At 43.9% G+C, this 19,037-nt stretch carries 22 protein-coding genes and 1 riboswitch; of the genes, 9 read left to right on the forward strand and 13 right to left on the reverse strand.

Going from position 1 to position 19,037, the window contains the following annotated elements:
- Positions 1-16 precede the first annotated feature (16 nt).
- From E4U82_RS11085 to E4U82_RS11095, 4 genes are all read right to left on the reverse strand, one after another.
- Positions 17-1,057 (reverse strand): MFS transporter, encoded by a 1,041-nt coding sequence (locus E4U82_RS11085; RefSeq protein WP_245183562.1) that lies wholly within the window; start codon positions 1,055-1,057, stop codon positions 17-19.
- Positions 1,026-1,238, reverse strand: coding sequence for a hypothetical protein (locus E4U82_RS20305; protein WP_245183563.1), 213 nt, complete (start codon positions 1,236-1,238; stop codon positions 1,026-1,028). The genes E4U82_RS11085 and E4U82_RS20305 overlap by 32 nt, the downstream gene beginning before the upstream one ends.
- 65 nt (positions 1,239-1,303) lie before the next feature.
- Positions 1,304-1,879 carry a DUF2087 domain-containing protein gene (locus E4U82_RS11090; RefSeq protein ID WP_135110248.1) on the reverse strand — a complete coding sequence of 192 codons (576 nt, stop codon included), beginning with the start codon at positions 1,877-1,879 and terminating at the stop codon, positions 1,304-1,306.
- A 245-nt stretch (positions 1,880-2,124) separates the two neighbouring features.
- Entirely contained in the window at positions 2,125-2,571 is a 447-nt protein-coding gene (locus E4U82_RS11095) for a YaiI/YqxD family protein (protein ID WP_135110249.1), read from the reverse strand.
- A 70-nt stretch (positions 2,572-2,641) separates the two neighbouring features.
- Between E4U82_RS11095 and E4U82_RS11100 the strand changes: the two genes are divergently transcribed.
- From E4U82_RS11100 to E4U82_RS11115, 5 genes are all read left to right on the forward strand, one after another.
- A complete protein-coding gene (locus E4U82_RS11100) occupies positions 2,642-2,893 on the forward strand; it encodes a hypothetical protein (protein ID WP_135110250.1) in 252 nt (83 codons plus the stop codon).
- Between the two features lie 160 nt (positions 2,894-3,053).
- Positions 3,054-3,218: a hypothetical protein gene (locus E4U82_RS19870; protein ID WP_167751385.1), complete on the forward strand. Its 165-nt coding sequence runs from the start codon at positions 3,054-3,056 to the stop codon at positions 3,216-3,218.
- Between the two features lie 237 nt (positions 3,219-3,455).
- Positions 3,456-5,018 carry a BCCT family transporter gene (locus E4U82_RS11105; protein ID WP_135110251.1) on the forward strand — a complete coding sequence of 521 codons (1,563 nt, stop codon included), beginning with the start codon at positions 3,456-3,458 and terminating at the stop codon, positions 5,016-5,018.
- Between the two features lie 103 nt (positions 5,019-5,121).
- Positions 5,122-5,943 (forward strand): squalene/phytoene synthase family protein, encoded by an 822-nt coding sequence (locus E4U82_RS11110; RefSeq protein WP_135110252.1) that lies wholly within the window; start codon positions 5,122-5,124, stop codon positions 5,941-5,943.
- A gap of 1,147 nt (positions 5,944-7,090) precedes the next feature.
- Entirely contained in the window at positions 7,091-8,131 is a 1,041-nt protein-coding gene (locus E4U82_RS11115; protein ID WP_167751386.1) for a DUF418 domain-containing protein, read from the forward strand.
- A 152-nt stretch (positions 8,132-8,283) separates the two neighbouring features.
- On the opposite strand, the gene E4U82_RS11120 is transcribed toward E4U82_RS11115, so the two are convergent.
- Positions 8,284-9,177 carry a LysR family transcriptional regulator gene (locus E4U82_RS11120; RefSeq protein ID WP_135110254.1) on the reverse strand — a complete coding sequence of 298 codons (894 nt, stop codon included), beginning with the start codon at positions 9,175-9,177 and terminating at the stop codon, positions 8,284-8,286.
- Positions 9,178-9,299: 122 nt separating this feature from the next.
- Between E4U82_RS11120 and E4U82_RS11125 the strand changes: the two genes are divergently transcribed.
- A complete protein-coding gene (locus E4U82_RS11125; protein WP_135110255.1) occupies positions 9,300-10,319 on the forward strand; it encodes an alpha/beta fold hydrolase in 1,020 nt (339 codons plus the stop codon).
- Between the two features lie 716 nt (positions 10,320-11,035).
- Here E4U82_RS11125 and E4U82_RS11135 read toward each other — a convergent pair.
- Complete coding sequence (locus tag E4U82_RS11135; protein WP_135110256.1) at positions 11,036-11,449, reverse strand: hypothetical protein; 414 nt, start codon at positions 11,447-11,449, stop codon at positions 11,036-11,038.
- A gap of 175 nt (positions 11,450-11,624) precedes the next feature.
- Between E4U82_RS11135 and E4U82_RS11140 the strand changes: the two genes are divergently transcribed.
- Together E4U82_RS11140 and E4U82_RS11145 are read left to right on the forward strand one after the other, a co-directional pair.
- Positions 11,625-12,362 (forward strand): MerR family transcriptional regulator, encoded by a 738-nt coding sequence (locus E4U82_RS11140; protein WP_135110257.1) that lies wholly within the window; start codon positions 11,625-11,627, stop codon positions 12,360-12,362.
- 166 nt (positions 12,363-12,528) lie between these two features.
- Positions 12,529-13,047, forward strand: a complete 519-nt coding sequence (locus E4U82_RS11145; RefSeq protein ID WP_135110258.1) for a hypothetical protein — start codon at positions 12,529-12,531, stop codon at positions 13,045-13,047.
- 40 nt (positions 13,048-13,087) lie between these two features.
- Here E4U82_RS11145 and E4U82_RS11150 read toward each other — a convergent pair whose 3' ends face one another.
- The 7 genes from E4U82_RS11150 to thiW form a co-directional block, all read right to left on the reverse strand.
- Positions 13,088-13,405 carry a hypothetical protein gene (locus E4U82_RS11150; protein ID WP_135110259.1) on the reverse strand — a complete coding sequence of 106 codons (318 nt, stop codon included), beginning with the start codon at positions 13,403-13,405 and terminating at the stop codon, positions 13,088-13,090.
- A 108-nt stretch (positions 13,406-13,513) separates the two neighbouring features.
- Positions 13,514-13,981 carry a hypothetical protein gene (locus E4U82_RS19875; RefSeq protein ID WP_167751387.1) on the reverse strand — a complete coding sequence of 156 codons (468 nt, stop codon included), beginning with the start codon at positions 13,979-13,981 and terminating at the stop codon, positions 13,514-13,516.
- 4 nt (positions 13,982-13,985) lie between these two features.
- The gene (locus E4U82_RS19880; RefSeq protein WP_167751388.1) at positions 13,986-14,780 is read right to left on the reverse strand and encodes a hypothetical protein; all 795 of its coding nucleotides are present in this window, start codon (positions 14,778-14,780) and stop codon (positions 13,986-13,988) included.
- Positions 14,781-14,937: 157 nt separating this feature from the next.
- A complete protein-coding gene (thiE, locus tag E4U82_RS11160; RefSeq protein WP_135110260.1) occupies positions 14,938-15,543 on the reverse strand; it encodes a thiamine phosphate synthase in 606 nt (201 codons plus the stop codon).
- Between the two features lie 3 nt (positions 15,544-15,546).
- Positions 15,547-16,314 (reverse strand): hydroxyethylthiazole kinase, encoded by a 768-nt coding sequence (gene thiM, locus E4U82_RS11165; RefSeq protein WP_135110261.1) that lies wholly within the window; start codon positions 16,312-16,314, stop codon positions 15,547-15,549.
- Between the two features lies 1 nt (position 16,315).
- Entirely contained in the window at positions 16,316-17,119 is an 804-nt protein-coding gene (thiD, locus tag E4U82_RS11170; RefSeq protein ID WP_135110262.1) for a bifunctional hydroxymethylpyrimidine kinase/phosphomethylpyrimidine kinase, read from the reverse strand.
- A gap of 13 nt (positions 17,120-17,132) precedes the next feature.
- Positions 17,133-17,624 (reverse strand): energy coupling factor transporter S component ThiW, encoded by a 492-nt coding sequence (gene thiW / locus E4U82_RS11175; protein WP_135110263.1) that lies wholly within the window; start codon positions 17,622-17,624, stop codon positions 17,133-17,135.
- Positions 17,625-17,709: 85 nt separating this feature from the next.
- A riboswitch (TPP riboswitch) is annotated at positions 17,710-17,824 on the reverse strand.
- A gap of 108 nt (positions 17,825-17,932) precedes the next feature.
- On the opposite strand from thiW, the gene E4U82_RS11180 reads away from it, so the two are divergent.
- The gene (locus E4U82_RS11180) at positions 17,933-18,856 is read left to right on the forward strand and encodes a phosphotransferase family protein (protein ID WP_135110264.1); all 924 of its coding nucleotides are present in this window, start codon (positions 17,933-17,935) and stop codon (positions 18,854-18,856) included.
- The last annotated feature ends 181 nt before the right edge of the window (positions 18,857-19,037 follow it).

Genomic DNA, 19,037 nt, shown 5'->3' on the forward strand with positions numbered 1-19,037 from the left:
TGAGCATAAGGAAAAATTACATTCGTCTCAACTGCTTTTTTTCTTTTATAAGATCCACCCGTGAAAACAGAATAGCATACACAATCGTGAAGAAAACATAGGTGCTACCAACCCAAAAACTCAGTGTCCGCGGATCAAATAATTCCAGCAAAAATCCTGCCGCGCCCATCGATATGCCCATTGTCGTTTTGGAAATCATTTCGGTCAGCCCAAAAAAATGTCCCTGCTGCGATTTCGGAACGATTTTCATCGTAAGCGTGCTTAGACAGATATTGCTGATTCCACCGACGAAAGTGATGAATAAAGCAGCGACAATGGCGTGGGAAAATGTAGGGACGGAGCTCAAAATCAGATGCCCCAGCCCCTCCAGTGCAATAAAAATCACAATGAGTGGCACAAGTTTACGTTTCAGTAGATTGGAAAAGAATGAGCTTATAATAAACCCCAGTCCCAGCGCACCATAAATGAACCCGACGCCGAGGTCCCCCATTTTAAATACTTCCAGCGCATATACACTCATCAAAACATTATCAACGCCATTTGCAAGGGGCATTGTCAGTTCAATTGTTATGAAAGTAAGGAGTGCAGCCGAGCCGAATATAAATTTCCAGGTCGATGGGCCAGATTCAACTGGGTCCGATTGTTTTAGGGATTTTTCCGCAGACGGTATTGTTAACCCGATCAAAAATAATGCAGATACCATAAACGATATACCATCCAAAATAAACGGGGCCTGCAATCCGAATAAATAGGAAATGATCCCTCCGGTACTGGAACCAACCACAAGTACAGCTCCGACCATAATCTGTTCGATGGCGTTGACATACAACAGGCGATCCTGTTTGACCAGAGCGGGTATGGACGCCATTCTTACCGGCGAATAGAACGCATCTCCTGCAGCAAGAAAAAATGCTCCCGTATAGATAATCCATAAATGCTCCTGCCCCTGCACAAGCAATGGTGACAAGGCAAACGGGACTCTTAATAAGTCAATCGTTATTAACAGACTTTTTTTGGGAAAAAGATCAGCAAGCATACCTCCAATCGGCGCTGCCAATAAAAACGGCGCCATCCTTACTGTGAAAAAAAATTCCGATCGCCAGTCCCGATCCGGTTATTTGGTAAAGTAATGTCAGGATGGCAACCTGGGTGAATCTGCTGCCGATCCCACTGATTGCACCTGCCCAGAACAACTTTCGATAGTTATTTTCCTGTTTCCAAACGACCCAATTTGACATAATAACCACCTATTTCAATATCTAATTTAATATATATCTAATTAGATTGGCGAAAAATAAGCTGATTACTGGATCAGCCATAACGATTCTGGATTCAACTCATATTCGCCGTTTTGTCGTGTCATGAAGCCGCCCATGACAAATTCCCGTCTGATCGTTGCGAAATCTTCATGAAATGGTTTGATATAGTCGTTGATTTCTTTTTCCTGATATGTTTTGCCTTTTTGTAGCCCTCTGACAAGGTGTTCAAGCACAATGAGTTTTTTCTTGCGCTGCGCTGGGATACTTATGAGTGTGCCGTCGCTCGCAAAAAAATTCTGGATAACATTATATCGCTCCTGATCATTCACCTTGAATTCATCCATTTCTTTTTCCCCTCCGATCCGCAAAATGGCCTCAGCCATCAATACGAGTGTTTTTTCATTCAGGTGAAAATAGATGGTATTTTTATCACGCCGCTGGAAGATGACGTCAATCTCTTTTAGTTTTGTGAGATGATACGAAATGGTGGGCGGGGTCAGTCCAAGTTTTCCGGCAATGGCCTGACCGTGCAGTGGCCCATCTTTTAACAGGGCGATGATTTGAATACGTGTCTTGTCACCGACCGTCTTATGGAAATGAACAATTTTATCGAGCTGCATATTTGATCCTCCAAACATCACTAATTAGATTATAATCTAATTAGATAGGTGTGACAATAGCAATCTTTAAAAAAGATTCTTATGATTTAAAATTGGATCAACATCAAGATCTATGGTTGATAAACTAGACTGGATTATAGTATTCGCTGCGGAAAAACACTTGGTGCTCGTCGTGTTGGAAGTTATTTCGGGGAAGTAGCGCTCCTCGTAACCCGCAGTTTACTCGGCAGAAGTTTCGGTGTAGACTAGCGCGATTTTCGGAGTGTTTCGCTGAACAAGTCACGGAATTTTATTTCATCCTCGAAGCTAAAAGCTTTTGGCCCCTTTGTCCGTTTGCCGCTTTTGCGGGCCATGGCGTTTATATATCGAGTCTGCAGCAGCTGGTCGATGTTTCGGTTGGTATAGGCGAACCCTTTATGATGCAGAACGGTACAGCCTTTGGCAAGCCCTAATGAAGCGAGTCCGTAATCCTGGGTAATGATTACATCGCCTGATTGGGCGAGTCGCATAATCCGATAATCCGCCGCTTCAGCACCTGTGTCGACGTAAATCGTTTCCACGCCAGGATGCTCGTCATCGTGTGAAAAATGGGAAAAGCTTTTTACGAGCACGACCGGGACATCACATTCCAAGGCTACCGAGATAATTGTTTTTTTAACCGGACAGGCATCAGCGTCAACATAAACCTTCATTCAAATCTCCTCCGTCTAACCATCATTTTAGCAAATGTTCGATTGTGAAGCCACTCTGGCCGGGGGAAAAATGTCTGATCAGTTGAATCCAATAGACGTTAACCTTTCTTCGGGAACGGTCAGGATTGATGCCCCCGCTCCGGCTGTGATTGATCTTTCCATGTTCAAACAGGAATTTCCGGTTTCACAGTTCACCAGCCGGAAAGGCGGAAAGTGGTTCGAAAATGTTTACACAGGCGGGGAACGGCTCATCTATTTGAAAATCCCTGACGATGTTCATTTGGATTATCATGACAGTATCAACTTCCATTATGCTAATTAGGAAGATCAATAAAATTGTACTGATATTCGTGATAGCTGCCACATATAATGTCCATATCTTTAACATGCTGATCGGGGATTTAATGTGGCAGAACGGAAGGGATTTATCGAAATGCAGCAAATTCAGGTTAGTATGAACGATTACGTTAATGTAAACGGAGGTGAATGATAGGAATAATAGCCGCGGCGGTGTTGATTTTATTGGGGGCTTTTTCCTCGGGATCGGGATTGGCATGTTGGCCGGGGATGTAGCAGCCAGTACCATGATTGGCATGGGCGTCGGCTTTCTGGCCATGGCTTTGCTGGGGAGATCGACTAAATTGTGAAATTTTGCAAATGATAATACTGTTTATAAGTGATGATATTTTTAAATTCCTTATTGACGATTTGCTTAATCGGAACTATAATTAAACACTATGTTTGATAATAACATGGGCAAGCCGGTGGTTTTTAGAGAGACAGAGTTGACAAATGGTTTGGGCAAAGGATAATCATTTTCCATCCAACGGTCTGTAATGCGCACGGGTTATAGACACTTGTTCCTGAAAAATGGGAGGAAAAACGTGCAGGAGACTGAGAAAGTAAAAACAGATTGGACCGTATTTGCAGTAAGCGGCGGTTTTTTGATTTTGTTTATTGTGTTGTCGTTCATGAACAGTACCATGGTTGGGGAATGGATTACGACCTTGTTCAATTATTCTGCCGATCTGTTTGGAGCGTATTGGCAGGTGTTGTTGTTTGGTAACTTTGCAATTGGTATATTTTTGGCTTTTTCACGGTATGGAAACGTCAAATTGGGAAAAATGGATAAACCGAAATACAGTTATTATCGCTGGGTTGCGATGATTTTAGTAACCTTGCTGGCGAGCGGGGGTGTCTTCTGGGCTGCCTCTGAGCCGATGTATCACTATATGACAACGCCCCCGTTATTCGGTGGTGGGGAGTCCACTCATGTATTGGCAGCGTTTGCGCAGGCTTTTATGCATTGGGGCTTTATGGCGTGGGCCATCCTGGGCACGCTGGCAACGATTGTGATGATGTATGTGCATTATTCGAAAGGCTATCCAATGCGTCCAAGAGCCTTATTATACCCGGTATTCGGGGAGAAAATTTTTCACAAAAGTGTACTCGGATCTGCAGCAGACATTTTTTCCATCATTGCAACGGCGGCGGGAACGCTAGGGCCGTTAGGATTTCTCGGTCTGCAAATCTCTTATGGACTCAACCATTTATTTGCTATTCCAAACACTGTGACGGTCAGTATTCTAGTCGTTGTTGTTCTGGTCGTGATTGCGGCAATTTCCGCTGCGACCGGGGTTGACCGGGGAATTCTGCTCTTGAGCAGGGTCAATGTTGGTATGACGTTTGTATTAGGTATCATTATGCTCCTGATTGGCCCGACATTGTTCATCCTTGACGCCTTTATCGGTGGAACGGGCTTTTATTTGGATAACTTCTTTGCGATGAGCTTTTACCGTGGCGACAGTGCGTGGCTTGGGGCGTGGACTATCTTTTTCTGGGGATGGTTTATCGGCTATGGGCCAATGCTGATCATCTTTATCAGCCGTATCTCACGCGGCAGAACGATCCGTGAATTGATTATCGCGGTATCGATTGCGGCACCGCTTGTGACGAACTTCTGGTTTTCCGTTGTCGGCGGAACAGGCGTATCCTTTGAAATGGAGAATCCGGGTTCTATTTCCGGTGCTCTGAATGAGGCAGGCATGCCCGCTGCGGTGATGGCGATCATGGATCAATTGCCAATGGGCACCCTGATGGGCGTTGCATTTCTTGTCATATCGATTGTGTTTGTAGCCACCACAACTGATACGATGTCTTATACCGTATCGGTAACATTGACCGGAAATGACCATCCCGCCCGCTGGCTCCGTGTCTTTTGGGCTTTGATTTTTGGTGGCACGACAATGATGATTTTGACAATTGGCGAAGGAAGTATTACAGCTATCCAAAACTCGATTGTCATCACGGCTGTTCCTGTGTCGTTTCTGCTGTTGCCATCGTTATGGAATGCCCCGCAGATTGCCAGAAAGATGGCGCTGGAACAGGGACTGATGTGGGAAAGACCGCGAAAAGGCAGACCGATTAAAATTGATCATAGAAAATAGTATGGGGTACTCTAGGGTACTCTTTTTTTTGTTTAATGATTGTCATATTATTTGCAGTTGATTTTTGGTATAATGGAATTAGAATGAAGGGGAGGCGTCACCATTGAGTGAAGCGAAAAGACTGCAAAAAGATGCGGATACTATATTAAAACGGACAAGCCGGACATTTTACATACCGATCACATTGCTGAAATCGCCGCTGAACCAAACGGTCGGGTCAGCCTATTTATGCATGCGTGCTGTTGATGAGATGGAAGATCATGAAGCGCTGGATAGGGAAACAAAACAACATTTGCTCCGAACAACGAGTGATTTATTAAAGCGCGATCATTTTGACCATCAGGCCTATCGTGAGTTAGTGCAACCGTATGAAAGGCAGCTGCCTGAAGTGACACGACGATTAGGCGATTGGATTCACCTTTGTCCGGATGGGATTGCCGGCAAAGTTAAGGAATCGACGAGTGTCATGGCTGCCGGAATGGCTGACTGGGCAGAGAAGAGTTGGAATATTAAAAATAAAGCAGACCTGGATGATTATACATACTTTGTGGCTGGACTTGTCGGAGTTATGCTATCGGACATTTGGAAGTGGTATGACGGAACAGAAACCGACCGGGAGCTGGCGATTGGCTACGGGCGTGGGCTGCAGGCAGTAAATATTTTACGGAACCAGGATGAAGACAGCAAGCGCGGTGTTAATTTTGTGCCGGATGGCTGGACCCGGGATGATTTATTCCACTACACTGAAGGCAACCTTGCACAGGCTGATGAATATATGAAAGATATCAACACACGAACGATTAAGCTGTTTTGCAGAATTCCACTTGCTCTTGCAAAACGAACGGTAAAAGCTCTAAAAGAAGGTCGTGAAAAGATTTCGAGAAATGAAGTCGAAACCATTGTTGAGGATATAAAAAATGACTAAGGGAAAAGCCACCGTTTGATATATGAATGGTGGCTTTTTCTTTTTAAAGATAAGAAACCTTTGGCTATATGAAGCTCTTTGTCAGTAATAGCCATGTCCAGCTCCAGCGCCTAACCCCTTGAGGTCTTAAGCAATCATTTTACGTGGCAAACCCCGCCACTACAAAGGGAGTCCATTGGATGCCATTGCAAAAGCAGAATTCATACCGCTTGGGGCACCCGGAACTGAATTCAGATATTCCAATGACGCCTATGCCCTTATAGGTGCCATAATTGTATGAATCAGCGGTATATCGTATGAACAATATGTGCAAGAAAGTATTTTAGAGCCTGCCAGGATGCAGCATAGTGTTTTAGCTTCATTCAGTCGCTGGCAGTGATAACACAGTTGATCATGTGAATTTGAAAGTGAAATAGCTGTTTATTTAATAGGGATGCCTCAAAAAGGAGGTGCCCTATTTTTGTGTTTTGGATTGCCAAAATACTGTTAACTTAACCGCATCTTATATCTGGTTTTCTTCCGCAGCAGATAGACTAACTTTTACTCTAAGTGGCATCAAAAAGAAAAAAGTAAGCTAGCGTGGATCCATTCATGTTTGATCACATCGTCTCAAATGTGTACAATCACAGGTTAACATGTACGAATTAGACCACATGTGACAAAAACGTCATCTGCTGACTTCTCTTTGTTAGCCAAATCGAAGGAAAAGCCACTGATCATCTCTTATAATGGAATCAAGCTATTGAAAGAGAGAAAAAATTATGACAGTAAATTTAATGCCCCCTCAAGGTTTTAAGCAATCATTTTACGTGGCAAAACCCACCACTACAACTTCTTGCTTAAGCTTTTCAGGGGTGAACAAGGCGCCCTGCGCTTTTCTAACCAGGAAAAGCATGTTTAAACTCAGCAAATAAGTGCGAGAATGTACCGTAACAGTTCGACTGGTAAATTTCTGAAGGTATGGCTAGAGAAGGTGAAGTTTCAGGATATATTGCAAAAAACACGGTGAAGATCTTCTTTTATATTTACACCAGTCAGGTTAGTAAGTAATTAGAGCGCTTTGTTCCGAGGTCTAGTGGTATACAGTGTTGATTTTTTAGTGTATTAAAGTTTGAACAACAAGAAAAAGTGATGAAAGGGAATGAGAATGAAACCGACAACGACGACAGATCGAATAAATGTACTTGATTTAATTCGAGGTTTTGCCTTGATTGGACTTCCATTTGTTAATGTGTTAGCCCTTTGGAATAACGTTAATTTATCTGGGACACAAGAAGATATTTGGATACAGCGTTTCTTATATATTTTTGTTGAAGGACGATTTTATGCAATATTTTCCTTCCTGTTTGGATTAGGATTTTGGATTTTCTTATCACGGGCTCAAAGGAAAAGCAATCATCCATATGGCCTTTTTATTCGGCGCATGTTGATTTTACTTGGAGCTGGCATGCTGCACCAATTAATAAATCCTGGTGAAGTACTGTTGTTTTACGCAATTTTCGGATTGATCGTTCTGTTTTTTTACAAGGCTCCTAAACAGATTAACCTTACATTAGGAATAATAGGCATTATTGCAGGAAGTTTTTTCGGAGCAAAGACGCTTTTACCCTTGCCTCTTATTCTGCTGGGTCTGGCTTTTGGGCAGTATCGTGTGTTTCAAACGCTGATGGAGAACAAAAAGAAATGGGGAGCAGCAGCCATATTTTCATTCGTTGCAACAAGTGTAATCACAGTTTTCTTGTGGCAGAACGCGCCTGATGCCGGATTATTGTCATATATGGAAGGGTTTGACTATGATATAACTGAAACGCAAGCAGAAGCAAATCGTGCTTTTTATGATTTCATAGATTTGTCCATGGTTTTTGCACCCATTTACTCTATATTCTACATTAGCCTTCTCGTGTTGCTGGAACCGGCAGTAGGAAAATGGTTGTCTCCGTTACATTCATTCGGTCGAATGGCATTGTCGAATTATATTGGTCAGTCGATTATATTGGTTAGCTTACTGGTATTTATTCCAGTAGATACAATCGTATCATACAAGGTAGCGGCAATTGTTTGTTTAATCGTAGTGGGTGTGCAGATCATTTTTTCATCACTATGGCTTAGACATTTCAATTATGGACCGTTAGAATGGCTATGGCGATGCGCAACTTATGGGAATTGGGTTCCAATACGGAGGAAATAAAGGTTGCAAGACCAAGGAAGGTTGCAACAACAAAACGTCGAAACGTACGGTAGGGTTTTTCAATTAGTGGTGTTAAGTTATCGGGCGCTTGTGTGGCAAAAGCATTGCGCCCGTTATACCGTATAAGGATCATTACAAATTCATTTCAAAATTTATTTTGAAGTAATGACGTCTCTGGTTATTTCTAAAAACGCCTTGATCGCAGGTGAAAGCCACTTGTCTTTATGCCATAGCATTTGGGTAACAACCTGGAGGTTAGGCATTTTCCAAGGGAGGGAAATCAATTCGCCGCGTTCCAGCTCAGCCTTAACGGCTATTCTGGGTAAAAAGGCAATACCAATACCGGCCATTGCGCACCGTTTGATTGTTTCTGCGCTGCTAAATTCCAAATTGGTCATACTTTCATGGATTCCCTGTTGCTCTATGGTTCGATTAAAAAGTGTACGATAGGGACATCCTTTCTCTGTAAGCAAAAACGGTTCCCCTTGGAAATCTTCTGCACAAAGGTATGTCCGTTGTACAAGTGGATGGTCTGGTGCAACGAGAAAGAGAAAGGGTTCCTCAATTAAAGGTTCAATCATAAGGTTTGTTGAACCAAAAGATTCATCCAACATAAAAACAATGTCCGTTTTTCCGTCGTAAAGACTTTGTTTAAGTTGATCATTAGCCAAAGGGCGAAAGATTAGCCTTATGCCAGGGTAACGAGCACGAAAAGACCGTAAAACGGCGGGCAAACGATATGAACCGGGAATTTCATTGGCACTGATGGTAAGGGTACCCGTTAATTCTTCATTTTCTTTCATAGCCAAATGTGCTTCATCCACACTGTTTAACACTTTTTCTGCATGTAATAGGAACCTTTTTCCTGCGTCAGTAAGGACAATTTGTTTTCCTAACCGGTCAATGAGTTGAGTATCCAGTTCTTCTTCCAAGGATTTCATTTGCATCGTAACATTCGATGGAACATAATTTAGTGCTTCGGCGGCACGGGTGAAGTTTAGTGTGAAGGCCACCGTTCTGAAGGTCATAAGCTGGCGTATTTCCATAAGTTTTCTTCCTTCCTTCATTTTTTTTGAATGACTAATTCAAAAATGTTTACTTTTATTGATGATAACATCCTTTTATACTAAAGACTATAGAAATAAATCTATGAAAGGGGTACGTAAAAATGAATTATGAAGTCTTTGAATTTGGGAGTGTTACATTCCAATCTGGTGAGACGCTGCCTAATGCATTTCTCGCATTTAAGACCTACGGGACATTAAATCAAGACAAAAGCAATGTGGTTGTTTACCCAACTGCATTTGGAGATACACATGAAAACAATGAGTGGTTAATTGGTAAAGGAATGGCTTTGGATCCTGAAAAATACTTTATCATCGTTCCAAATCTGCTGGGCAACGGATTATCTTCGTCTCCCAGCAACACACCTCCCCCACTTGATCGGGTTAATTTTCCACAGGTAACCATCTATGACAATGTTGAATTACAGTATCGGCTGGTGACCGAAAAATTCGGTATTAAAAAGATAGCCCTTGTCGTTGGATGGTCAATGGGAGGCATACAATCATTCCAATGGGGAGCAAGTTATCCAGACATGGTGGAACGAATTGCACCTTTTGATGGTGCTGCTAAGACTTGGCCACATACGTATGTGGTGCTTGACGGAATGAAAGCAGCGCTCACGGCTGCGGTTAACTTTGATTCAAGTAAACTAAACCAGTTGACTTCTGAAAATATGCGAGCTGTTGGCCGTGTTTATGCGGGATGGGGCTTATCTCAGGCGTTTTACAGAGAAGGACTTTATCGCGAGTTGAAATATGATTCATTGGAGGATTTTGTGGTTGGTGTCTGGGAAAACAGCTTTATGAAGATGGATCCGCACAATGTCCTGGCCATGTTATGGACAGGTCAATTTGCTGATATTAGTGCAAATCCCACCTATAATGAAAACTTCGATGAGGCGCTCAAAAGCATTACAGCACTTGCCTGCATCATGCCAGGAAGCACCGATCTTTTCTGCACAGCGGACGATAACGAATATGAGGCCAGGCTTATACCTAACGCTGCCTTTAAGCCAATAGAATCGATTTGGGGTCATTTTGCCGGACGCGGGATCAATAGTGATGATAACAAATTTATTGATGACAATCTAAAGCACTTGTTGGCGAGTGGTACAAACGGATAGGTTATCATTTGAATGATTAGTCGGTTCATCGCATAGTGCTCCAGTGACTGATTTACCAAGTTAATTCCGAAGAGATCATAAATCATTGTTTTTAAACAGGAATCTCTGTATTTTTCCTCCGCTAGTTGAAAAGCTATCCCTATATAATAGAAATCCGAACAGATTATAAATATTTCACATTATTGTTCGGATTTTTATTTTGATGCTATAATTTGCCCCAGCCTGAATTTAATATGCAGATTAGAGTCAGAGCCCGTTACTCTGCACATGCTCTTTGTCAGCAATAGCCATGTCCAGCTTCGACGTACAGGACGTACTAGTGCCGGCGTTGGCACAGGACGTGCCGAACTTAGCCGGCCAACGCCTGCCCCCTCGAGGTCTTAAGCAATCATTTTACGTGGCAAAACCCGCCATTACAAATTCTTGCTTAAGCTTTTCGGGGGGGGGGTAAACAAGGCGCCCTGCACTTTTCTTGACCCGGTGTCATTTATTCAGCAGTGATCTGAAGCCAAGGTAGAGGATAGCAGCCGAGAATATGATTACGACAATACCACCGATTACATTCAAAAACGAAGTCAATTCTCCTGTTATGATGGAGGATGCCGGCACATTAGCGAGTGCAAACCCTGCTAGAACACAAGCGAAATAAAGCAAGGTTGAATGATGGATAGTATCCCTCCTTTGGTAACTGATGCATAATCATTCCCGGTCCAGGGTTAATAGCACTGGAACGACTGTACATTATCCAAGTCGACGCCGTAGTAGACCCATCTGTTCCGCTGCCATCTGAATCCGGAAATCGACCGTCTGCCCACAAATACAGGGAAAAACCAGAACGAATCCCATCTCAACCAGATATACGTGAATTGAAATAGGCATCCCTGGATTGCACCCGGATCGATTGCGAAGACGCTGAAGTCACTTTGAGCCTGCTGTGTTTGCGGCTGTTGTGGTGTGAAAGGTGGAGGCGGTGACGTTGGCGCGCTGACTTGCTGTTGTCCGCCCGAAAATCCTGAAGGCGGACCTCCGCCTGTCTGTCCGGGTGGTCCGCCAAATGGAGGACCTGAGCCCTGGAGCCATGGAAAGTTAAAAATCCTTTGATCGTTATAAGGTGGTTGATTATAATTCATAAAAAATCCTCCCCAAATGTCCTTAATTGTAGTTTATGGGGTTTTGTCTATTTGTGTATGGGCGTTTGAATGGCCTTTTGAAATTCAAGCCTATCCCAGCGAAATTTTTTATAATATACCGTTGACTATCACGTTACGTTATACTTTACAGTAATAATTGAGGGAGGATCCAGCGATGAAAGTCAAAGAAGTTGCCGAATTAGTTGGCATCAGTGTGCGCACACTGCATCATTATGATGATATCGGACTGCTCAAACCCGAGACGACTGACTCAGGTTATCGAATTTATTCGGAAAAGAATCTCGAAACGTTGCAGCAGATTCTGTTTTTTAAAAAGCTTGGCTTCCCTTTGAAGAAAATAAAGGACATTATCAATAGCCCATCGTTTGACAAGAAGGGGGCGCTTGAAGTTCAGCGTAAGATGCTGCTGGAAGAGCGTGTCCGACTCGATAACATGATTGCGACGATTGATAAGACCATTCAGCATGCGAAAGGAGTGATTCACATGAGTGATCAGGAGAAATTTGCAGGGTTTGATTTCAGTAAAAATCCCTACGAACAGGAAGCCCGTGAACGCTGGGGTGATGAAGCGGTTGATGCGTCAAATGCAAAAATCAATCAACTGTCAAAGGATGAACAAAAAGCAATGGGTGAAGAATTTGATCAAATTTACCGGAACCTTGCTGCTGTCCGGCACAAGGATCCCGATTCGGATGAAGCACAAGTTGCCATTAAAGTTTGGTATGATTACTTGAATACGATTGGCGACTATTCACTGGATGCCTTTAAAGGACTCGGGCAAATGTACGTTGATGACGAGCGTTTCAGGCAAAATATCGATCAGTATGGGGACGGTCTGGCTGTGTTTATGCGTGATGTGATGGCCGTGTATACGGATCGGAATAAAATGTAACACCAGACTTTCAGCGATCATCCAAGAAGGTGTCATGTTCCGCAGACCGGATATGACACCTTTTACATATGGAAAACGATTGTGAGAGGTTATTTTATCGAATATTGAAACGATTATATATTATCATTCGTATGATACTAAGAGGGCTAATGAAAGGAGCTAGATTGTGCGTATTAACATTAAAATCAGTCTGTTCATAAGTTTTATCTCGGCACTCATCGTCTTAACCAGTTGCAGTGCTGATCCTGAGGAAGCTGCAAAAGAGGCGGCGACGGAGTTTAAGGAGATCCAATTTGATATTAATTATGAGGAAATTGCCGAACTGGAATTATTCACGGCGCCCGAAAGAATCGAGGAAAAATGCGGTGATATTGCAACAGAAAATGAACGTGAGTATCTTGTCATGAATGGGGTAATGACCTTTATCGAAAAAATATCCCGTGAGAGGCAAAGCGACATGTCTGTCAACCATATTTCATTTGAAACCGGCAATGTTGAAGAAGATGACGAGCGGAGTTTTGATTATGACATTGAGATTAGTGATCACGAAACCGGAGACACCATCGAAACCATCAATGACCTGGGACAGCTCGTCGTTGTGAAAACAGAAGAAGGCTGGAAAGTGGATAAAGACTTGCAGCAAATGAAAGGACTATCGGAGTTGTATGAAAAGAGCTTGCAATAGAAAAAGAAAATCCCACCCGGCATACTGAAACGGGGGGATATTAAAAGAAAGCGTCCCAATAAACAGTGAAGGTCACTATCGCCGCCACCACCAGATAGACTAATGCTGCATAAAAAGATACACCACGTGTCGAATGACGACTTTTGGTATGAACCTTTGTACCGGTTTCCCCTTGTATGTCAGCATTCATTGCTCTCGTGACGGGACTGTCGGAAGAATTAACGAAATATAAAATCAGTGTGGTTAACATTCCGATCATAAACGAGACATCCAGAAAGCTGGTATGAAAGACATTTGCAACAATCCAATTGACAAAACCGATTAACAGCACTGTGATTATAAAGATCATAATCTCCATCCGCATCACCACCCTTATTATCATTTACGAAAGACTGGCGCAAAGGTTCCATAATTTTTCTGAAAGGTTTTTCCAAAAATCGGATTTATGGCTGATATGTAAACAGCATTATTCAAGATCCAGTGCAGCAACACCAAAGGCTAAATTATCCCAGAGAATGTTTTCAATCATCTCAACCTGGTCACTTTCACATTGAATAATCAGGATAAGTTCCGATATTTTCCCTTTCGTTTTCTTTAAGTGGTTATGTTTCGCTTTACGCGTCATTATGAATTTAATCAAAAATCCTGCAACGAATCCGACGGAAGCTCCGGCAATCTCCCATATGATAGGCCCCCATTCCAAATGAAAGCCAACACTCGCGCCAATAACGGAGAAGGCTGTTGCCAGAGCTGCCCCCAGGTCAAATAGGCTAATGCCATCTGCCTGATGGATGTTATCAAAAGCCTTTCGTTGTTCTGTTCGCGTATTAAGAGGGACAGCCAGAATATGTTCCTTGGGGATATTTTGCCGCTCAAGGGCCGAGATGCCTAATTCCAAAAAGATGGTATGTTCGAAGGTTGCCATGACATACATGTTATCACCTGTTCTTTTTCACACGATTTACGGGTAATTGAAAGCTTTTACTTTGGTAGTTCGCCTTCAAAAAGTTCGCTTGCTCATTATCATAAAGTTTATTATTTTCAACGGTATTCACATAGGCATCATAAATGGAAAAAAAGTAGACAGAAGGGATAAACATCAGCCATTCAATATCCAGTACTGTGTTCGCTTTATGGATATTTCCTAAGACCAGATAATGGATGCCTTCAAGAAAATGTGAAAAATAAACGATAACGACGGACCAGGATACAATGAAGAAGGCTACCACGATTCGGTGAATGTACAGTTGCCCAGTTCCAGGCATGAAAAAGGACCACATAACGGCCACCCACGGACTTCGTTTATCCAGGTAATTAATCTCCAGTGATGTGATTTGGAAATTGATAAAGTCGGCGTTTTCCCGAGCCGCAAGTATATATACTTTGTTCAGGTCCACGGAAGTCCGGTAACTGTCCCATATGGCATAAATATAGACAGGAATATAGAGTAGCATCCATCTCGGCTCAAGCGCTTCTTTTGCCATGTCAAAGTGGCCGCCAAACGTATAGACCATAGCTACATTTAGCTTGGTATTGACATTAATCAAAATTTCCCATATAAACAGGAGGAATCCTCTGAGATACTTGGACAGAAGGAGATGTCCCATTCCGGGAAAGGCAGCCGACCACCATGCGATCACGTACGGATTTCTTAAATGGATTTGTGTCGTACCTAAAGGACTGACATAGGCTCTATAGCGGCGGGGCCGATTTGTATTTGTATAATTTTGCAACGACATCTCCTCATTTTTTATAACGTCAGAAAGTATAAGTTATGGGTGACCTTATAAGAAAAACTATTCATTCACTAAAGAACGAGTGAATGCGAGTTTTTCTAAGTGTGCTTATTCTTGACGTTTTTCGTCTTATTATGCCTATCTTTCAAATCTTTCAGAAGTTTTTGACAGCTCTCTTAATATTATCCGCTTTCGTAATGGCTGAGATAACAGCAACCCCATCGGCACCGGCATCGATGACGGATGCTGCATTAGACGTTGTAATCCCGCCGATCCCGACAACCGGCATGTCAGGATACTGACGCTTCAATGTTCTGATCCATTCAGGGCCGACTGCTTGTTGCGCATCTGCTTTAGACGGTGTTGCAAATATTGACCCGGCTCCGAGGTAGTCAGCCAGCTGGATGGGGCTGTTGTCAACTTCAGTCTGATTTGCTACAGACAGTCCAACGATTTTATCGGGAAACATTCCCCGTACTTTTTCAAGCCTTATGTCACCCTGCCCGACATGAATACCATCAGCTCCCAGTGGTTCAACCAGATCAATATCGTCGTTAACGAAAAAGGTGATGTTATAATGTTCGCAAATGTCGCGCAGTCTGCGCCCCAATTTCAACTTTTCGTGTCCGGACAGCGATCTCTCGCCTTTTTCCCGGAACTGGAAAGCCGTAATCCCGGCCTTTGCGGCTTCTTCAAGGATATTTTCGGGCTTCCGGTCACAATTCTGACTCCCCATGATAAAATATCTTCTCAGGTTCATATGTTAGATCCCCTCCAGTTTGGCAGGTTCAAGCGATAGGGCATCGATAAAATGAGGGAGAAAGGTTCCCGGGCCATTGACATTCGGATGTTTCGCGGCGTATTCTGCGGCTAACCCGTAATATCGGACGGCAGTCAATGCCGGTCGTCCGACGCTTTCACCCGTTGTCAGGCACGCTGTTAAAATCGATCCGAGCAGACAGCCGGCACCGGTTATTTTGCCTAAAAGTGGATGACCGGCGTGATTATGTAACATATCACCGTCAGCGCAAATAACATCCGTTTCACCAGTGACAACAGCGGCCGTTTGATAGACTTCCGCGACCTTTGCGGCGATCTCATCGGGATTCCCGTCACCGATTGATTCGACGCCTTTTGTTTCCCAGGGGATTTCAACCAGGTGTGCGAGTTCACCCGCATTGCCTTTGATCACGGTCGGCTGCACGTTATTCAGGATGTTTTTCACAGCTGTTGTTCGGAATGGGGTCGCAGCAACGCCGACGGGATCAAGGACGACAGGAATTCCTTTTTCATTGGCGGCAATGCCGGTACGGATCATGGCTGGTAATTCATCCGCAGTTAATGTGCCGATGTTAAGCAGGACGCCATCTGCATTGGCAGCCATGTCAGTTACTTCTTCTTCAGCTTTAGCCATCACTGGCGCAGCGCCAAATGCTAACAGCCCGTTCGCCGAAAAATTGACGACAACCTGATTGGTCAAATGATGGATGAGTGGCGTCTTGTCGCGTACTTCTTGAATGGTATTGATCATTTTAGTTCACTCTCTCTGTTCGATGTGTCCACTGATTGGTCGGGCCGTTTCCATGTCCGATCGAAAATGAATCACGGATGGCCCCGGTCACAAAGTTTTTAGCTTTTTGAACAGCTTCCGGCAATTGATAGCCGTGGCTCATATAGGCTGTGATGGCAGCTGAATAGGTGCAGCCGGTTCCGTGTGTGTTTTTCGTATCAATGCGTTCTGCTGAGAAAGGATGCATTTTTTTACCGTCGTATAAAAAGTCGACTGCCTCGCCCTGCATATGGCCACCCTTCACTAAGGCTGCCCCCGCACCGAATTCATGGACAATCTGTTTGGCAGCTTGCTGTATATCTTCGGCTGATTTAATGGTTTTGCCGGTCATCACCTCTGCTTCGGGAATATTTGGTGTTACCAGTGCTGACAATGGAAGCAATTTGTCACGCAGGTAATCACGGGAATCCCCGGAAATTAGGGCGTCACCACTCGTTGCTACCATAACCGGGTCAATAATATAAGGAACATCCAATCTGGAAATCTTTTCAGCCACGGCGTCCATGATAGTGATGTTAGCCAGCATACCGGTTTTGAAAGCCTGAAATGGGATATCGGAAATAACCGATTCCAATTGCTGTTTAATCATTGAAACCGGCATATGCTGCACATTCTGTACACCCGTTGTATTTTGGGCAACAACAGAGGTGATGACCGACATGCCGTACGCTTTCAATTCCTGAAATGTCTTTAAGTCAGCCTGGATACCGGCACCGCCGCTTGGATCAGTGCCGGCAATGGTTAAGGCTGCGGGAATAGGTTTCATTATAAAAGCCTCCTTAAACGTGCTTTTTCAATAAATTTTCCAGTTTCACTCTCGATACAACAAACCAGCCGATTAATGCGCCTGTTATACTGCTGACAAGGAACGAGGGTATAAAGAAAAACGCGCCGGCTGAACTGCCGAGCAGAATGCGGGCAAACGGAACAGCAAACAGTGAACCAAAAACCCCGGTGCCAATCGCTTCACCAAGTGCAGCCATCCCGTTTTTGCCGGTCACGCGAAAAAGGTAACCAGCCAGTAAAGCGCCGATTATGCCACCCGGAAACGCCAGCAATGTTCCCAGACCGAGCATGTTACGGAGCAGTCCAATCATAAAGGCGATCATGACGGCAGGGCCGGGCCCCAGTGTGACAGCAGCCATGACGTTGACAGCATGCTGTACCGGATAGGCCTTTGCAACGCCGGCAGGGAACCATAGGAGCTGTGCACCCAAGGTTCCAATCGCCACAAAAACAGCCATCGTTGTCAGCAAACGCGTCCGGTTCAATTCGGATCCTCCTTTCGTTAGGGGCAGAAACAATCAAAAAAGCCAGATCCATAGATTGGACCTGGCCTGAAATAGCTGATATCAAATTGCCGTCAGACTACTTCCCTACGCTGGTGTTAACCAGATCAGGTCCGTAAGAGTCGGAAAGCTCAGACGCCTTTCCTCTCAGCCCGCATTTATGGGCACCCCTAGTAGTTTTAAATGATTTAGTTCATCCTAAGTGTAACAAAAGGGAGTAGATTTGTCATGGTGTTATTAAAATTTCAAATTAACTTTGGTAGAATGAAAGAACATGGGGAGGGTCTGGAATGAATGCCAATCGTTTACCGGATCATGTGCTGCAATGGGTCATTAATACTGTCGATCCCAATGCTTCTGTTGGAGCGGTTTATCAGCTGAAAGGAAGCACATCATCCACATTACATAGCATATCATTAAAAACAGGGCGATCAGTCCGGCATTATGTCGTCCGTCAGTTTGATAACCCGGAGTGGCTGAAGGAAGAACCTGATTTGGCTAAGCATGAAGCGGCAAGTTTACAGGTGGTTGAAAAGACAGGTGTAGTGGCACCGGAGCTAATTGCTTATGATGCAACTGGGGAGGGGTGTGGCGTCCCGGCAGTCCTTATGACAAAACTGGACGGGGCTGTCGAATTAAAACCTGACAATATGGGGGGATGGCTGGAGGGTCTTGCGGAAACATTGGCTGGTATACATCGAGTCGACGCAACCAATTTTTCTTATCATTATTTTCCCTATAATGACAGTCATTCGTTTGAAGTGCCGGTATGGACAGACGTTCCTGAAACATGGAAAAAGGCGCTTGATCTGGTAAACAGCATGAAGCCCTCTCAAAAAGAATGCCTTATTCATCGTGACTATCATCCTGCCAATGTGCTTTGGAACGGTGGGGCAGTCAGCGGTGTAGTGGATTGGGTGAACGCCTGCATGGGACCGTGTGAGATTGACATTGGCCATTGCAGGTTGAATCTCGCCATGCTGTACGGGACCGATACGGCGGATGCATTTTTACAGACTTATCAGCATTATATGAGGGTGCATTATCATCGGTATTGGGATATTATCGCACTTATCAATTTTTTGGATGGGCCGCCGGAAGTATACCCTGGCTGGGAGGCATTTGGCATAACCGGGCTGACAAACCACTTGATGAAGGAAAGGTTGGATGCATTTATCTCGCATGTAACTAGCAGTCAAACCTTAGGACTGTGAGTTAAACCGATGGGAATAAATGAGGTCAAACGCCCGATTGTTCGGGGGAAGAAGATATGTGTAAAATAATTCTCGGGGCCACCTGAGGCAATTTTCTAGTCAAAAAAGAGAAGGCACTCTATCATAAATGTATGCTTTGACGGGCAAATACATTTCGAAAGAGGCCTTCTCATGGAAACTA

It is taken from the genome of Lentibacillus salicampi (assembly GCF_004565465.1).
In the GTDB taxonomy this organism is placed as follows: domain Bacteria; phylum Bacillota; class Bacilli; order Bacillales; family Amphibacillaceae; genus Lentibacillus; species Lentibacillus salicampi.

Bases quoted from the DNA above. Each gene is read 5' to 3' on its own strand.
- E4U82_RS11180 (WP_135110264.1), top strand. From the start codon at position 17,933: ATGAATGCCAATCGTTTACCGGATCATGTGCTGCAATGGGTCATTAAT.
- E4U82_RS11100 (WP_135110250.1), top strand. From the start codon at position 2,642: ATGTCTGATCAGTTGAATCCAATAGACGTTAACCTTTCTTCGGGAACG.
- E4U82_RS11150 (WP_135110259.1), bottom strand. From the start codon at position 13,405: ATGGAGATTATGATCTTTATAATCACAGTGCTGTTAATCGGTTTTGTC.
- E4U82_RS11140 (WP_135110257.1), top strand. From the start codon at position 11,625: ATGAAAGTCAAAGAAGTTGCCGAATTAGTTGGCATCAGTGTGCGCACA.
- E4U82_RS11135 (WP_135110256.1), bottom strand. From the start codon at position 11,449: ATGAATTATAATCAACCACCTTATAACGATCAAAGGATTTTTAACTTT.
- thiE (WP_135110260.1), bottom strand. From the start codon at position 15,543: ATGAACCTGAGAAGATATTTTATCATGGGGAGTCAGAATTGTGACCGG.
- thiD (WP_135110262.1), bottom strand. From the start codon at position 17,119: ATGAAACCTATTCCCGCAGCCTTAACCATTGCCGGCACTGATCCAAGC.
- E4U82_RS20305 (WP_245183563.1), bottom strand. From the start codon at position 1,238: ATGTCAAATTGGGTCGTTTGGAAACAGGAAAATAACTATCGAAAGTTG.
- E4U82_RS11120 (WP_135110254.1), bottom strand. From the start codon at position 9,177: ATGGAAATACGCCAGCTTATGACCTTCAGAACGGTGGCCTTCACACTA.
- E4U82_RS11115 (WP_167751386.1), top strand. From the start codon at position 7,091: ATGAAACCGACAACGACGACAGATCGAATAAATGTACTTGATTTAATT.
- E4U82_RS11125 (WP_135110255.1), top strand. From the start codon at position 9,300: ATGAATTATGAAGTCTTTGAATTTGGGAGTGTTACATTCCAATCTGGT.
- E4U82_RS11090 (WP_135110248.1), bottom strand. From the start codon at position 1,879: ATGCAGCTCGATAAAATTGTTCATTTCCATAAGACGGTCGGTGACAAG.
- E4U82_RS19875 (WP_167751387.1), bottom strand. From the start codon at position 13,981: ATGTATGTCATGGCAACCTTCGAACATACCATCTTTTTGGAATTAGGC.
- E4U82_RS11095 (WP_135110249.1), bottom strand. From the start codon at position 2,571: ATGAAGGTTTATGTTGACGCTGATGCCTGTCCGGTTAAAAAAACAATT.
- thiM (WP_135110261.1), bottom strand. From the start codon at position 16,314: ATGATCAATACCATTCAAGAAGTACGCGACAAGACGCCACTCATCCAT.